The following is a 14,625-nucleotide window of genomic DNA, read 5'->3' as shown; positions in this document are numbered from 1 at the left end:
CTACTTGAGGATGCTCTGCAAGGTGGCGATGCTCACGCCCAGCTCGCTGCCCTCGCCCACTTCCTGGCGCAGAAAGCGCTCCAGGGCGGGGGCCAGTTGCACCGAGCGATCGGTTTTGCTGTCCATGCCCGGGGTGTAACCACCCAGAGGAATCAGCTCTTTGATCTTTTCAAAGGTGCTGTAGAACTCTTTGAAATTACGCGCCGCACGTTGCTGCGGCAGCGCGCTGACCTGGGTCATGCAGCGACTCACCGAGGCGCTGATATCGATGGCCGGGTAATGGCCGACATCGGCCAGACGTCGCGACAACACAATATGGCCATCGAGAATGGCGCGGGCGCAGTCGACAATCGGGTCCTGCTGGTCATCGCCCTCGGCCAATACGGTGTACAGCGCGCTCAGACTGCCACGGGCATCGGCACCATTGCCGGCGCTTTCCACCAGTTCCGGGAGCATGCCGAATACCGACGGCGGATAACCTTTGGTGGCTGGCGGCTCGCCCAGGGCCAGGGCGATTTCGCGCTGGGCCATGGCGTAACGGGTAAGGGAATCCACCAGCAGCAAGACATCGTTGCCCTGGTCGCGAAAGTAGGCGGCGATGCTATGGCACAGCTCGGCGGCCTTGAGGCGCATCAGCGGTGATTCATTGGCCGGGGCCACCACCACCACGGCCTTGCGCAGGCCCTCCTCGCCCAAAGCGTGAAGGATAAATTCCTGCACCTCGCGGCCACGCTCGCCGATCAAACCCACCACCACCACATCGGCCTTGGTCTGCCGGGTGATCATGCCGAGCAGCACGCTTTTGCCCACGCCGCTGCCGGCGAACAGGCCGACACGCTGACCTTTGCCAACGGTGAGCAAGGCATTGATGGCCCGCACGCCGACATCCAGGGCTTCGGTGACCGGGCGACGCTTGAGCGGATTGACCCGTGGCAATTCGGTGGGCAGCGGATCGCGCCCAGTGAGTTTGCCCAGTTCATCCAGCGGTTCACCGAGGCCATTGACAACCCGCCCCAGCCAGGACTCATCGATCCGCAGGGCGGTTTCTTCTTCGGCGGGAAATACCCGCGAGCCGGCAGTCAGGCCCATGGGTTTCTTGAATGGCATCAGGTAGGTGATATCGCGGTTGAAGCCCACCACCTGGGCTTCCAGCAGGCTGCCGTCGGCTTGTTCGACCATGCAGCGCTGGCCGGTCATGCGCCGGCAGCCGAGGCTTTCCAGGAGCATGCCCGACACCCGCACCAGACGGCCGCTGACTTTGGCCAGCTGCACCGAGTCCAGCGAGCGCAGGGCTGCGTCGAGTTTGAAGGCTTCGCCCAGGGCCATGTTCAGCCCTCGCTCTGCACATGTTCAGCGAGGGTTTCCATGCAGCTGTCCAGGCGCTGCTGGCAGCCGATATCGGCTTCGGCCTGGGCGGTGATCACCCGGCACTCGCCCAGCCCCAGGCGCTCATCGGGAATCAGGCGCCAGGCACTGATGCGCTCGGGGGCCAGTTCCTTGATTCGCGCACATTCTTCCGGGTTAAGCAGAATCTGTACCTCGCCCTGCTCGCCCGGCATCGCCGCCAGGGCTTCTTCGGCCAGGCTTAGGAGTTGGGTCGGGTGCAGGGTCAACTCGCAGCGGATCACCTGCTTGGCGACCTTTTCCACCAGCTCAAGCAACTGCTGTTGGCGCGAGCGCTCGAAGTCCTGGGCAAAGCGGCGGAACTCGGCAGCCACGACATCCAGGGGTCGCGCAGCAGCATCGAAAGCCTGACGGCCGTCATTGCGGCCCTCTTCACGACCATTGCGCAAACCGTCCTGTCGCCCCAGCTCAAAGCCTTCACGCTGCCCGGCGTCCTGACCTTGTTGCAGACCCTCCAGATAGCCCTTTTCCAGGCCCTGCTGAAAACCATCGGCCACCGCCCGCTGCACTTGCGCCGGGTCGCCACTCCAGTTGCCGGCCGGCAGCACGTTGCAGCGCGGCGGAAAGCGGAACGGCCGCCAGCTGCGGGCGTCGGCCTTGAGCACTTTGACGTTCATCAGTGGCGGCCTCATTCGACGGTGGCCTCACGGAACAGCTGCACTTGCAGCTCGCCTTCGGCAGACATTTCCCGCACCACGGCCATGATGTCTTTGCGCACCTGCTCGACACGGCTTAGCGGCACCGGGCCCTGACGGCGGCTGATGGATTCCATCTGCTGGGCCTGGCGCTTGGGCAAGGCACCCTGAATGGCTTTGACCAGCGCTGGCTCGGCGCCTTTGAGGGCGACCACCCACTCTTCCAGAGGGATGGTTTCCAGCAGCACCTGAAGCACGTCCTGGTTCTGCCGCGAGAGGATGAAAAAGTCGTACATCTCGTCTTCGATGCGCGTCACCAGGCCTTCGTTATGCGCACGCAGCAGTTCGAACATCTGGTTCCGGTCGCCCTTGAAGCGGTTCATGATGTCCGCCGCCTGCTTCACTCCCCGCACTTGCGAGCCCTGGGTGGACAACACGCTGAGGCTGCGGTCGATCAACTGTTCCAGCTCGGCGATCACATCGCTATTCACTTCGCTCAGGTTGGCGATGCGGTACAGCAGCTCATCCTGACGGTCGACCGGCATGCACTCGAGCACATCGGTGGCCATGCCCGGCGGCAGAAAGGCGAGAAACACCGCCTGCATCTGCGCATGTTCCTTGGCGATCAGGGCGGCGAACTGGCGCGGGTCGATCCACTCCATCTTGGCCATCTTGGCGCGAATCTCTTCGCCGTAGATGCTGTCCAGCAGGTTGCGGGTAATGTCGCTACCCAATGCCTTGCCGAGCATGCCCGAGAGGTAGTTGCGCGAGGCACCCTTGATGCTGCTCTGCTCTTTGTAGTCTTCGAAAAAGCGCCCGATCACATCGGAAACCATCGGCTGCTTGATGTTCGACAAGCGCGCCATGGCCTGGCTGATGCCGATGATTTCCTCACGGGTCAGGTGCTTGAGCACCCCGGCGGAAATATCGTCGCCCATGCTCAGCATCAGAATCGCCGCCTGCTCCATGGAATTGATCGCACGGGTGGCAGCACGCGGTTTAGGCGGGTTTGAGATCTCGGTCATTTCGGCCTATCCAGTGTTTGATCACTTCCGAGACGCGCTCGGGGTCGTTTTGCGCCAGCATCTGCAAATGTTCCACCTGCATTTCCAGGCCGGAGCCCGGTGCCGGCAGGCGAATTTCCGAGAGCGGATTGAGCTCGCCGAGAATGTTCATGCCAGGTATCTCTTCGCCACGCTGGGTGGGGCTGAGGTGCAAGCGGCGCTCGGCCTCCTTGGCCGCCGCCAGATCAGCGTCGATGGCTTGCGGCAAGGCCGGCAGCTGGCTGCGCTGGGTCAGGTTGCGCACCACGGGGCGCACCACCATCAGCAACAGCAGCAGGCTGATCAGGCCGAACACACCCAACTTGATCAGCGCCAGTACCGAGTCCTTCTCCCACCACGGCAGGTCTTCAGTCGGGGTCAGCTCGCCCTGAGTGAAGGGGAACACGCTGAGGGTGACGCTATCGCCGCGTTTTTCGTTGAAGCCGACGGCGCTTTTGATCATTGCTTCCAGATCGCCACGGGCCTTGTCGGTCCAGCCGCCTTCAGGGGCGTTGGCAGCATTCAGCACCACCGCCACGCTCTGCTGACGCAGGGCGAAGGCCGGGTACTTGATATGGGTGACGCTCTGGTCGAAGTCGTTGTTGCGGGTGCTTTCGTTGCGCGTCGAGGTGGCCGCCTTGTTTTCGGTTTTCAGCGCTTCGGCGGTGTTTGCCGCCTTGGGGTCGGTAGCGGCCGGCGGATTGGCTGGCGGCGTCGGAGCCGGACGGTTGCTCAGGGAACCGGGCACGCCGAGGGCCAGCTGGTCGAGGGTGGTTTCCTCGCGCAACACTTCACTGCGCAGACGCGGTGCCTCGCCATAGGCCTGGAAGGTTTCTTCCTTCTGGCTGAAGTCGATATCGGCCGCCACGCTGATGCGGTAGTTGTCGTTACCGAGAATCGGTGCCAGCACCTGCTCGATGTTGGCCACGGCTTTCTGCTGGTAGTCGTCGACCACTTCCCAGTTCTGCGACGGCCCGCTCCAGGCGCCGATACCGCGGGACAGCAAAGCACCGTGCTGGTCGACCACGCTGACATCTTCGGGTTTGAGCTGCGGCACGCTGGCCGCCACCAGGTTGACGATGGCCGCCACCTGCTCCGGCTTGAGTTTGTAGCCAGGGTCCAGCTGCAGCATCACCGAGGCCTTGGCCGGCGCGCGGTGGCTGACCACAAAGGAGCTGCTTTCTTCCAGGGCCAGGTGCACACGGGCCTGTTCGATACCTTTGAGGGCCATGACGGTTTTCGCCAGTTCGCCTTCCAGGCTGCGTTTCAGGCGCACGTCCTGAACGAACTGGCTGGTGCCCAATGGCTCCTCTTTATCGAACAGTTCGTAACCGGCGGGTACCGCCACCTTCACGCCCTTGGCGGCGAGCAGCATGCGCGCCCGCGCCAGGTCCTGCTCACGCACCAGAATCTGCCCGCTCTGCGGGTGCAGGTGATAAGGCAAGGCCTCGGCATCCAGCACCTGCATGGCTTCGGCGGCGGGAAAGCCTTCGCCGGTGCCGTACAGCGGGCGGAAGGAATCGTTGTCACGCCACAGCGAGTAGACCACGGCCACAGCAATCACCGCCGCCAGTGCGGCCATGCCCAGTAGCGAGAGGCGTGGATCGAGTTTGAAATTGGCTGGTAGCCGGCTTTTGATTTGCGCTAGCACGTTGGCTTATCCCACCCCGTTAAAGGGGCATTCTCATGATGTCGTCGAAAGCACCGCTGAGCTTGTTGCGCACCTGCAGCAAGGCGGTGAAGGACAGGCTGGCTTTCTGGCTGTCGATCATGGCACCCACCAGGTTTTCGCTTTCGCCGCTGTCCACGGCGGCCATCGATTCACTGGCTTTCACCTGGTCGGCATCCACGGCGCGCAGCGCCTGCTCGAACGAGGCACCGATAGCGGGTTGCTGGAGGGTTCCAGGCAACTGCATGGCCGGCTTGATTGCCTCACCTCCGGCAATCTGACTGAGCTGATTGAGCTGGCTGAGCAAGCCCTGTTGAACCGTATTGATGGCACTCATGCTGTTTCTCCCTGAACTGTTAAACAGGCACCTGCACGCCCTGCTCACGCATGGCATTGAGGCGATAGCGCAACGCGCGGGTGGTCATGCCGAGGCATTCGGCGGCACGGGTTTTATGCCCGCCGCAACGGCGGATGGTGTCGATCACATGCTGGTACTCGGCCCACTTGCCACTGGCACGCAGCGCCGCCTTGCCACCTTCGCCGGGAGGCAGAATGGCCAACAGCGGCTCGGCAATCGGCAGGGTGTCGATGCTCAAACCCAGGTCGCGCGGCTGAATAAACAGACCATTGCGCAGCACCAGGGCGCGTTGCAGGGTGTTTTCCAGTTCCCGCGCATTGCCCGGCCAGTCATGGCTGAGCAGCGCCTGACAGGCCTCGGCGGTGAGCAGGTTGTCGCTGCTTTCCTGGGGCGCGTACTTGCGGATAAAACGCCGCGCCAGGGGCAGCACATCCTCTTTGCGCTCGCGCAGCGGGCTGATATGCAGCGGCAGAACATCGAGGCGGAACATCAGGTCGGCACGGAAGCGCCCGGCGGCCACTTCGGCCTGCAGGTCGCGGTTGGTGGCGGCGACGATGCGCACATTCAGTTCAATTTCCTTGCGCCCGCCCAAGCGCTCCACCCGCTGCTCTTGCAGCACGCGCAGCAACTTGGCTTGCAGGCCGAGGGGCAATTCGCCGATTTCATCCAGCAGCAGAGTGCCGCCGTTGGCCAGTTCGAATTTGCCCGGTTGTGCCGTGACGGCACCGGTAAAAGCGCCGCGCTCGTGACCAAAAAGAATGGACTCGAGCATCTGCTCCGGAATGGCGGCGCAGTTGACGGCAATAAACGGGGCGTCGCCGGTGGCGGTCGAGAAGCGATGGATATAACGCGCCATCAACTCCTTGCCGGTGCCGGTCTCGCCGGTAATCAGAATGGGCGCGCGGGTCAGCGCCACGCGCTGGGCCATGGCCAGCAAACGACGGCCAGCCTGGGAGCAGGAAACAAAGCCTTCTTCGGCATTACTGGCGTGCTCCTGGCGGCGCAACAAGGCAGCCACCTGGGTTTCGCTGAACGGTGCCAACAGGTAATCGACGCAGCCCAGCTCTAATAGAGCAGCGGCCTTTTCCTGGTCGGCGTATTCCACGATCGGCACCAGGCTGATCTGCCCGGCCTGGCGCAGCAAGGCGCTGGCTTGGGCATACAGGTCGGCGGCGGCCTGGCTGCTGACAAATACGAACACCAGACGCGCACTGGCCAGCAGCGACGCATCCAGTTCCATAAAGCTGCTGCAGCGCCGAATACGGCAACCCTGGTGGGCCAACTGTTGACGCAACAGGGCATAACTGGCTTCGTCGCCATGACCTATTACCACCACTTGGCCGGCGGCCGAGGGCGCTTCGAAGTGCACTTGTGCAGTGTAATTCTTCGCGGGGCTAAGACTGTTCAAGGTCATTTACCTGTGGTCGTCGCTCATGCACTTGTTGCTGTTTATACCCAGCCGGCAAGTGTGAACGGGTAGCACGAAATATTTTTCTCATGACCCCTTAATACAACTGCAATCAGGGTCGCCTTTTACACCAGCAACAAAACTTTTCTATTTGTTCGTTTGAACTTTCGCGGCACTCGCAGGCTCGTATAAACGCCGCACGAAAGTCGCAGATCAGCTCGTAGGAAAAATCCTACACAGCCGTGACCTGAATCACGAAATTACTTGTGCTTAATTAAAATCAAGCCGGCGCAATGCCTGTCAAAAACAGCATTTGATTTCTATTGATTTAAATTTTCGCCCTCGCCACGCCAGACTCCGCCCCATGCCAAAGCCGTCCCCACGGGGTCAGCACGGCTATGTCGCGTTTTCGCCGCCGAACTCATCGGCAGCGACGCATCAGTCCCCCTGAAATCTTTGCAGCGGGTTCTGCGGGTTATCCAGGAATACGGCATCAATATGACTGGTCATTCTAAAGTTCATCACCGCGTGCCAGCGGACAGTGTCACGCGGCTAAAACCGCAGAAGCTTGGGCGGCATTACCACAAGATCCCCCAGCACATTAAAGAAGTGGCCAGTAAATACCCTCGTATTATTGGCGACTACTTTCTGCGCAACTATCGAATCAACCTCGAGTTATCCAAGGTCGAGGTATTGGAAGAGCGCGCCACTGATCCGGACTGCATTTATAAGTCGATCTACGGCAAAGTTGGTTTTGCCATTGATCGGCCGCTGCTGACCGAAGCGCTGGAGTGTTATTACGGCGGTACCGGGCTGCCCAGCGAAGAGGCACCGCCGATCAGCACCTCCGAGCAACGCATGCGCAATCGCCTGGGTGTCGATATCACCCAGATCTTCGCCCGCGCCCTGCTGTCCGGTTCGACCTTCGGCAATCTCACCCCCCATGAAAACGACTTCGACCCCGCCGTGTGGGAGTACGTCGCCGAGTTCAAATACATCAGCCACCTGTCCGGCAGCCAGTCGTCGATCTTCCTTTATCTGGATAACCAGTTGGTCGACGAGCTGACCGCGCGCCTCAGCGGCCCGGCCAGCACCAGCCTGACCGGCAACCCGGCCAAGCATATTCAGCACCTGCCGGTGCGTCTGGAATGTGTGGTGGCGGCGGTGCAGATGCCGCTGTCCCAGGTGCTCGCCCTGCAGGTCAACGACATCCTTATGGTGCGCCTGCTGGAGCACACCGAGGTGCGCATCAACCAGCACAAACTCTTCCGCGGCACCCTCTTCGAAGAAGACGGCTCCCTCTTTGTTACCTCGCTTGAGAGTGTGAAAAACCCATGAACGGCCAACTTTCCGATAACGAATTCGAGTCTTTGATCAACGACGACGATCTGACCGTAACCAGCTCCGCCGTCGACACCAACAGCCAGGAGCACAGCGCGCAACTGCCGCAGCAGGACCTGAGCTTCTTCGGCCGCATCCCGGTGAATGTCACCCTGGAAGTGGCGTCCACCGAGATCTCCCTGAAGGAGCTGATGGATGTCGATGCCAGCAGCGTGATCGTGCTCGACAAGCTGGCCGGTGAACCGCTGGATGTGAAGGTCAATGGCGCGCTGTTTGCCAAGGCCGAGGTGGTGGTGATGAATGGCAACTATGGCCTGCGCATCGTCGAGCTGTGCGGCAACGGCATCAGCGACATCAAGCCATGACAGCCGGTCGCACGCTCGCCCTGCTCGGTCTGCTGCTGACCGGCCTGTGCCCATTGGCGGCACAGGCGGCCGGGGGCGAGATTTCGCTGCTGAGCCTGAATGACACGGCCAACGGCCAGGAAGTCAGCGTCAAGCTGCAGATTCTGATCGTCATGACCTTGCTCGGCTTTCTCCCGGCCATGCTGATGATGATGACCTGCTTCACCCGCTTCATCATCGTACTGGCGCTTTTGCGCCAGGCCATCGGCCTGCAGCAGAGCCCACCGAACAATGTACTGATCGGCATCGCCCTGTGCCTGACCATGCTGGTGATGCGCCCGGTGTGGCAGGAGATATACAGCACCGCCTATGTGCCGTTCGAGGCGGATCAGATCACCCTCACCCAGGGCCTGGAAGCCGGCAAAACCACCCTGTCGAAATTCATGTTGGCGCAAACCAGCAAGAGCGCGCTGGACACCATGGTCGCCCTCGCCGGGGAAACCCTGCCAGATGATCTCAGCACCCTGGACTTCAGCCTGTTGCTGCCCTCCTTCGTGCTCAGTGAGCTGAAAACCGCCTTTCAGCTGGGCTTTATGATCTTTATCCCGTTCCTGGTCATCGATCTGGTGGTGGCCAGTGTGTTGATGGCCATGGGCATGATGATGCTGTCGCCGATGATGATCTCGCTGCCGTTCAAGCTGATGATCTTTGTTCTGGTCGATGGCTGGGCATTAACCATGGGCACGCTGTCGTCCAGCGTCCAGCCGTTTTAGGGGCCGAGCATGATCACGCCTGAAAGCGCCGTGGAAATCGTCGCCAACGCCGTACATATAGTCGCGCTGATCGTTTGCGTGCTGGTGGTGCCGAGCCTGATTGGCGGGTTGATCGTCAGCGTGTTCCAGGCCGCCACCCAGATCAACGAGCAGATGCTCAGCTTTCTGCCGCGCCTGTTGATCACCCTGGGCATGCTGGTGTTTGCCGGTCACTGGATTGTGCGCACCCTTTGCGACCTGTTTATTCAGACCTTCAAAAACGCTGGCGGGATGGTCGGCTGACTGCCATGCCTGCCAGCGAATCGATCTTTCAGGCCGGCCAGTACCTGCAGCAGATGCAGGTGTACTGGTGGCCGTTCTGCCGGATTCTGGCGCTGTTCAGCATGGCACCGATCTTCAGCCATAAAGCCTTGCCCAAGCAGGTGCGCATTCTGCTGGCGCTGGCCGTAACCCTGGCGCTGGCCACCGCGCTGCCAACCATGGAGAGCATCGACCCGCTGTCGGCCAAAGGCCTGCTTACCGCCCTGGAACAGATCGCCATCGGCATTCTGCTCGGCGTATCGCTGCAGTTGGTGTTCACCGTATTCACCCTGGTCGGTGACGTGGTTTCCACCCAGTTGGGCCTGAGCATGGCGGTGTTCAACGACCCCATCAATGGTGTGTCGTCGTCCTCGATCATGTTCCAGCTGTACTTTGTGCTGCTGGTCTTTCTGTTTTTCGCTATCGACGGCCATCTGCTGGCAGTCAGCGTGCTGTACCAGAGTTTTATCTACTGGCCAGTGGGCAGTGGCCTGCATTACGACGGTTTCGAAACGGTGATCTACGCGCTGTCCTGGGTGCTCGCGGCGGCGGTGCTGATCACCCTGCCGCTGGTGTTCTGCATGGTGCTGGTGCAGTTCTGCTTCGGCCTGCTGAACCGCGTGTCGCCGACCCTCAACCTGTTCTCCCTGGGCTTTCCGATGTCGATTCTGGTGGGCCTGCTGTGCATCTATCTGACCCTGCCCAACCTGCCCGACAGTTACCTGCACCTGTCCCGCGACCTGCTCAACAATATCGGCCAGCTGCTGCGCGGAGGTGCCCGTGTCTGAGCAGAACAGCGCCCAGGAAAAGACCGAAGACGCGTCCCAGCAGAAGCTTAAAAAGAGCAAGCAGGACGGTCAGAGCGCCCGCTCCAAAGACCTCTCCACCACCATCTCGCTGCTGGTGACCCTGGTGGTGCTGAAGTTCAGCGCTATGTATTTCTATGAAGGCATCCGCCAGAGCTTTTCCCTCGCCTACCTGGACCTGCGCCACAGCGAAATGGGCCTGGATGACCTGGACCTGATCCTCACCCACAACCTGTTGCTGTTTATAAAAATCCTTCTGCCGCTGCTGCTTACCCCGGTGTTGGTGGTGCTGTTCAGCCTGGTGCCGGGTGGCTGGGTATTCTCGGCAAAAAACTTCAGCCCCAAGCTCAGCAAGCTCAATCCGATCTCCGGGCTGGGCCGTATGTTCGGCATGCAGAACTGGGTGGAGCTGCTCAAGTCGCTGGCCAAGATCGCCGTGCTGGTGACGGTGGCGTACCTGCAGATCATTCATGCCGTGCCCAAGCTGATCGCCCTGCAACGCAGCGATCTGCCAACGGCCATCGGCAGCGCCTTCAGCATGACCTACGACCTGATTTTGGTGCTGATGGCGGTGTTCATTTTGTTCGCAGTGATCGACATCCCCCTGCAGTTTTTCTTCTTCCGGAAAAAGCTGCGCATGACCAAGCAGGAGCGCAAGGAAGAGCACAAAACCCAGGAGGGTCGCCCCGAGGTCAAGGCGCGGATCAAACAGGTACAGCGGCAACTGGCGCAGCGCCAGATCAACCGCGTGATCAAGAAGGCCGACGTGGTGATCGTCAACCCGGTGCACTTTGCCGTGGTGCTCAAGTACGACCCGAAAAAGGCCCAGGCACCCTTTGTGCTGGCCAAGGGGCTGGACGAAACCGCGCTGTATATCCGCAAGATGGCCAAGGCCCACCAGCTGGACGTGATCGAAGCGCCGCCGCTGGCGCGGGCGATTTACTTCACCACCCAGGTCAACCAACAGATCCCGGCCCAGTTGTATAAGGCCGTGGCCCACGTACTGACCTACATCCTGCAGCTCAAGGCGCACCGCCAGGGCCGCCGCAGCGCGCCGGTACTGGCGCGCAACCTTGAAATCCCCGATGAATTGCTGAGCCGAGTCTGACCATGAACCTACTGCAGCAACTGTCCCTCACCCTGCGCAGCGGCCGTATCGCCATTCCCATGCTGGTGCTGGCCGTGTTGGCGATGATCATTCTGCCGCTGCCACCGCTGCTGCTGGATGTGTTGTTCACCTTCAACATCGGCCTGGCGATTCTGGTGCTGCTGATCAGCGTATCGTCACGTCGGCCGCTGGATTTCTCCCTGCTGCCGACGGTGATTCTGGTCACCACCTTGCTGCGCCTGTGCCTGAACGTGGCCTCCACGCGGGTTGTATTGCTCAGCGGGCACACCGGCACCGACGCCGCCGGTAAGGTGATCGAGGCGTTCGGTGAAGTGGTGATCGGCGGCAACTTTATCGTCGGCATGATCGTTTTCGTGATCCTGATGATCATCAACTTTATGGTGATCACCAAGGGTGGCGAGCGCATCTCGGAAGTGACCGCGCGCTTCACCCTCGACGCCCTGCCCGGCAAACAGATGGCCATCGATGCCGACCTTAACGCCGGCCTGATCACCCAGGACGAAGCCAAACAGCGGCGCGCCGATGTGTCCAAGGAAGCCGACTTCTACGGTGCCATGGACGGAGCCTCGAAGTTCGTCCGTGGCGATGCAGTGGCGGGCATTCTGATTCTGCTGATCAACCTGTTCGGCGGTGTCGCCATTGGCGTGCTGATGTACGACCTGCCGGCCGGCGAAGCCTTCCGCCAATACGCCTTGCTGACCATCGGTGACGGCCTGGCCGGGCAGATTCCGGCGCTGCTGTTGTCCACCGCCGCGGCGATTATCGTCACCCGGGTGAACGAGTCGGCGGAAATCACCAGCCTGGTGCACAAGCAGATGCTCGCCTCGCCACCGCTGCTGTACACAGTGGCCGGCATTGTGCTGATCCTCGGCCTGGTGCCGGGCATGCCGCATCTCGCCTTTATCGGCTTCGCCGCACTGATCGGTTTTATCGCCTGGCGGGTCGCCCGTGACGAGCCGCCCATGGAAGCGGCGACCCTGGAACAGACCGAAGCCATCAACAAGGCCATGGACCAGGAGCGCACACAGAACCTGGCCTGGGAAGATATTCCGCTGGTGGAACGGCTGTCGATTTCTCTGGGCTACAAGCTGGTCGGACTGGTCAACGAAGCCTCCGGCTCGCCCCTGCCGCAACGCGTGCGCGGGGTGCGGCAGACCTTGTCGGAGAGCCTCGGTTTCCTCCTGCCGGAAGTGCAGATCCGCGACAGCCTGCGGCTCAAGGCGGCGCAGTACAACATCCATATCAATGGCGAACGCATCGACGGTGCCGAGCTGCACGCGGATCGCTTGATGGCCATTCCCGGCCCGGAACTCTACGGCGAAATCGACGGTATTCTCGGCACCGATCCGGCCTACCGCATGCAGGTGGTGTGGATTCTGCCCAACGACAAACCGCGCGCGTTGAACCTCGGTTACCAGGTGATCGACTGCGCCAGCGTGATCGCCACGCACCTGAACAAAGTGGTGCGCGAACACCTACCGGATATTTTCAAACACGATGACGTCGAGCATCTGATGCAGCGCCTGGCAGTGCAGGCACCAAAACTGGCTGAACACTTGAAAGGCGCACTGAGCTTTACCCAGCAACACAAGGTGTACCGCCAACTGCTGCTGGAAGAAGTGCCGCTGAAAGATATCGTCACCATCGCCACCACCTTGCTCGAAGGCAGCGAAACCACCAAAGACCCGATCTTACTGGCCTCCGACGTGCGCTATGCACTGCGCCGCAGCATTGTCGGCGGCATTGCCGGTGAGCGGCGTGAACTGTCGGTGTTTGTGCTGGAAAACGCGCTGGAGAACACCTTGCTCAGTGCGTTGAGCATTGCTCAGCAGGCCGGGCCGGTGAGCCTGGACAATATTCCGGTGGAGCCGAACTTGCTCAATCAGCTGCAGAACGCCATGCCAGTGGTGAAGGAAAAACTGCGCAAGGATGGCCACCCACCGATTCTGACCGTGATGCCGCAATTGCGACCGTTGCTGGCGCGTTATGCACGGGTGTTCAGCCCGGGGCTGCATGTGCTTTCGCAGAATGAGATTCCGGAGAAGGTGGCGGTGAATATTCTCGGAAGCCTCGGTTAAACGAGGCGTAGGGCGAATATCCGCAACGCGGATATCCGCCGTTCGGTATCGGTGTATCGGCGGCTATCGCCCATGGCGATATTCGCCCTACGCCTTACACCTTCTGGCTTCTCGATAGCACCAACGTCGCCTTCAACGAATCCACCAGATCGGTATAGGCCTGCGTGGGCGCTTCCAGCGCAAAGCCTTGCTCAAAGCGCCCCGAGCGTCCGGTCTTGCGTGACCATTGGCAGACCACCGCCACATCCACCCGGCGAAAGCGCGATGCGCTGATCGGCACTTCAATGCTGATCGCATAAACCTGGCCCACCAGAATCGGCAGCTCCGACATCAGCCGAAAGCCACCGGCAGAAATATCGGCGATCAGGCCCAGCGAATCTTCGGTGTCGCGAAGCAGCACCTGCATACGGTTGGCAGGGCGAAAGGTGACGCGAGTGTGTTGGCGCATGCTTGGTTCTTATATTTCCCAGCGGCCCGCCTTCCTGGCAGCACCGAACGGCAGTCTTCGACCACACCCCGCAGCCTGCGGGGTACAACCCAGGCGGCCTGCGCGAAACAACAGGCCACAGGGTAGAAGACGACCCTCTCCGTGGGGAAATTAAGGGATGCGCTGAATTATTTTTCGATTTTGTAGCGGAGCTGCCAGATGAACAGTGCCAAAGCCGACAGGCCACCCAAAGATGGCCCGTCGGCCCGAGCCTTTACTTGACGAAATACTGCTTGGCCCGCTCTGCCTCTGCGCTGCTGGGCTTGTAGCTCATCCACTGGTCGCTCTCGTTTTTCTTGTAGCGCACCACACCCTGGGCCACGTCGAATTCATAGATGGGGTAGACCTCGCGCAGGTTGAAGAACAGCGCCGGGGCGAAGAGCAGGATGTCGGCTGTCAGGTAGCCACCGTTGAATTTCAACGGCACCAGGCCATACATGGGTTCCATGCCGGGCTTGCTGGCTTTGAACTGGTACTGGCCGAAACTGGTGGTGTCGTAGGTGCGGTGGACGGGCGAGTCGAGGGTGACGTCGGCGTCTTTGTTGATGGCCAGGGCCAGTTCCGGGTCGGTGGCGCGCAGCGAAGTGGTGGCGGTGCAGGCGCTCAACACCGAGACGGTAAGCGCGGTGAGCAGCAAACGTTGGAGCATGGTTAAGTCCCTTTTATTGTTAGAAGGCTACGGGGTAGCCCTCCAGAGGTGTGGTTAACCCCCGGCAAAGTGCCATCCGTAGCGCGGCCAACTATATAGGAACGTCCGTGCAATAAGCAGCGGACATTCACGCCGGGAACTACCCATCGGCACTATCAACAATCTCAATAAGCCGACGCCCGTATCGGCGGCTAAGCTGCG

At 60.9% G+C, this 14,625-nt stretch carries 15 protein-coding genes; 7 read left to right on the top strand and 8 right to left on the bottom strand.

The annotated features are described in order from the left end of the window. Genes fliI through ACVW0Y_RS17520 form a run of 6 tightly spaced genes read right to left on the bottom strand, consistent with a single transcriptional unit; the run spans position 1 to position 6,523 of the window. On the bottom strand, positions 1–1,326 hold the full coding sequence (gene fliI, locus ACVW0Y_RS17545) for a flagellar protein export ATPase FliI (RefSeq protein WP_457439923.1): 1,326 nt from the start codon (positions 1,324–1,326) through the stop codon (positions 1–3). 2 nt (positions 1,327–1,328) lie between these two features. After that, the gene (gene fliH, locus ACVW0Y_RS17540) at positions 1,329–2,021 is read right to left on the bottom strand and encodes a flagellar assembly protein FliH (protein ID WP_457439921.1); all 693 of its coding nucleotides are present in this window, start codon (positions 2,019–2,021) and stop codon (positions 1,329–1,331) included. Between the two features lie 11 nt (positions 2,022–2,032). Continuing rightward, positions 2,033–3,064, bottom strand: a complete 1,032-nt coding sequence (locus ACVW0Y_RS17535; protein ID WP_457439920.1) for a FliG C-terminal domain-containing protein — start codon at positions 3,062–3,064, stop codon at positions 2,033–2,035. After that, entirely contained in the window at positions 3,039–4,733 is a 1,695-nt protein-coding gene (gene fliF, locus ACVW0Y_RS17530; protein WP_457439918.1) for a flagellar basal-body MS-ring/collar protein FliF, read from the bottom strand. Before fliF ends, ACVW0Y_RS17535 begins: the two co-directional genes overlap by 26 nt. A gap of 19 nt (positions 4,734–4,752) precedes the next feature. Continuing rightward, complete coding sequence (locus ACVW0Y_RS17525) at positions 4,753–5,088, bottom strand: flagellar hook-basal body complex protein FliE (RefSeq protein ID WP_457439916.1); 336 nt, start codon at positions 5,086–5,088, stop codon at positions 4,753–4,755. 19 nt (positions 5,089–5,107) lie between these two features. Further along, complete coding sequence (locus ACVW0Y_RS17520; protein WP_457439915.1) at positions 5,108–6,523, bottom strand: sigma 54-interacting transcriptional regulator; 1,416 nt, start codon at positions 6,521–6,523, stop codon at positions 5,108–5,110. Positions 6,524–7,015: 492 nt separating this feature from the next. Here ACVW0Y_RS17520 and ACVW0Y_RS17515 point away from each other — a divergent pair, with 492 nt between their 5' ends. The 7 genes from ACVW0Y_RS17515 to ACVW0Y_RS17485 are packed head-to-tail and all read left to right on the top strand — an operon-like array spanning position 7,016 to position 13,288. Beyond that, positions 7,016–7,855: a FliM/FliN family flagellar motor C-terminal domain-containing protein gene (locus tag ACVW0Y_RS17515; protein WP_457439913.1), complete on the top strand. Its 840-nt coding sequence runs from the start codon at positions 7,016–7,018 to the stop codon at positions 7,853–7,855. Continuing rightward, complete coding sequence (gene fliN / locus ACVW0Y_RS17510; RefSeq protein WP_457439911.1) at positions 7,852–8,223, top strand: flagellar motor switch protein FliN; 372 nt, start codon at positions 7,852–7,854, stop codon at positions 8,221–8,223. Before ACVW0Y_RS17515 ends, fliN begins: the two co-directional genes overlap by 4 nt. After that, complete coding sequence (gene fliP, locus ACVW0Y_RS17505) at positions 8,220–8,975, top strand: flagellar type III secretion system pore protein FliP (RefSeq protein WP_457439909.1); 756 nt, start codon at positions 8,220–8,222, stop codon at positions 8,973–8,975. The genes fliN and fliP overlap by 4 nt, the downstream gene beginning before the upstream one ends. A gap of 9 nt (positions 8,976–8,984) precedes the next feature. Beyond that, positions 8,985–9,257, top strand: coding sequence for a flagellar biosynthetic protein FliQ (locus tag ACVW0Y_RS17500; protein WP_108097245.1), 273 nt, complete (start codon positions 8,985–8,987; stop codon positions 9,255–9,257). Between the two features lie 5 nt (positions 9,258–9,262). Beyond that, positions 9,263–10,063 carry a flagellar biosynthetic protein FliR gene (gene fliR / locus ACVW0Y_RS17495; RefSeq protein ID WP_457439907.1) on the top strand — a complete coding sequence of 267 codons (801 nt, stop codon included), beginning with the start codon at positions 9,263–9,265 and terminating at the stop codon, positions 10,061–10,063. Continuing rightward, positions 10,056–11,189, top strand: a complete 1,134-nt coding sequence (gene flhB, locus ACVW0Y_RS17490) for a flagellar type III secretion system protein FlhB (RefSeq protein ID WP_457439905.1) — start codon at positions 10,056–10,058, stop codon at positions 11,187–11,189. The genes fliR and flhB overlap by 8 nt, the downstream gene beginning before the upstream one ends. Positions 11,190–11,191: 2 nt before the next feature. Then, entirely contained in the window at positions 11,192–13,288 is a 2,097-nt protein-coding gene (locus ACVW0Y_RS17485; RefSeq protein ID WP_457439903.1) for a flagellar biosynthesis protein FlhA, read from the top strand. Positions 13,289–13,382: 94 nt separating this feature from the next. Here the strand turns inward: ACVW0Y_RS17485 and ACVW0Y_RS17480 are convergent, their stop codons facing one another. Beyond that, positions 13,383–13,736, bottom strand: a complete 354-nt coding sequence (locus tag ACVW0Y_RS17480; RefSeq protein ID WP_457439901.1) for a PilZ domain-containing protein — start codon at positions 13,734–13,736, stop codon at positions 13,383–13,385. 253 nt (positions 13,737–13,989) lie between these two features. Continuing rightward, the gene (locus ACVW0Y_RS17475) at positions 13,990–14,424 is read right to left on the bottom strand and encodes a hypothetical protein (protein WP_457439899.1); all 435 of its coding nucleotides are present in this window, start codon (positions 14,422–14,424) and stop codon (positions 13,990–13,992) included. Positions 14,425–14,625: the final 201 nt, after the last annotated feature.

The organism is Pseudomonas sp. TE3786 (assembly GCF_054057335.1).
This window is presented reverse-complemented; position numbering and strand designations above follow the sequence as displayed.

Coding starts and splice junctions, on each gene's coding strand:
- ACVW0Y_RS17535 (WP_457439920.1), bottom strand. CDS start 3,064: ATGACCGAGATCTCAAACCCGCCTAAACCGCGTGCTGCCACCCGTGCG.
- ACVW0Y_RS17475 (WP_457439899.1), bottom strand. CDS start 14,424: ATGCTCCAACGTTTGCTGCTCACCGCGCTTACCGTCTCGGTGTTGAGC.
- ACVW0Y_RS17480 (WP_457439901.1), bottom strand. CDS start 13,736: ATGCGCCAACACACTCGCGTCACCTTTCGCCCTGCCAACCGTATGCAG.
- ACVW0Y_RS17515 (WP_457439913.1), top strand. CDS start 7,016: ATGACTGGTCATTCTAAAGTTCATCACCGCGTGCCAGCGGACAGTGTC.
- fliR (WP_457439907.1), top strand. CDS start 9,263: ATGCCTGCCAGCGAATCGATCTTTCAGGCCGGCCAGTACCTGCAGCAG.
- ACVW0Y_RS17520 (WP_457439915.1), bottom strand. CDS start 6,523: ATGACCTTGAACAGTCTTAGCCCCGCGAAGAATTACACTGCACAAGTG.
- fliI (WP_457439923.1), bottom strand. CDS start 1,326: ATGGCCCTGGGCGAAGCCTTCAAACTCGACGCAGCCCTGCGCTCGCTG.
- ACVW0Y_RS17525 (WP_457439916.1), bottom strand. CDS start 5,088: ATGAGTGCCATCAATACGGTTCAACAGGGCTTGCTCAGCCAGCTCAAT.
- fliH (WP_457439921.1), bottom strand. CDS start 2,021: ATGAACGTCAAAGTGCTCAAGGCCGACGCCCGCAGCTGGCGGCCGTTC.
- fliN (WP_457439911.1), top strand. CDS start 7,852: ATGAACGGCCAACTTTCCGATAACGAATTCGAGTCTTTGATCAACGAC.
- ACVW0Y_RS17500 (WP_108097245.1), top strand. CDS start 8,985: ATGATCACGCCTGAAAGCGCCGTGGAAATCGTCGCCAACGCCGTACAT.
- ACVW0Y_RS17485 (WP_457439903.1), top strand. CDS start 11,192: ATGAACCTACTGCAGCAACTGTCCCTCACCCTGCGCAGCGGCCGTATC.
- fliP (WP_457439909.1), top strand. CDS start 8,220: ATGACAGCCGGTCGCACGCTCGCCCTGCTCGGTCTGCTGCTGACCGGC.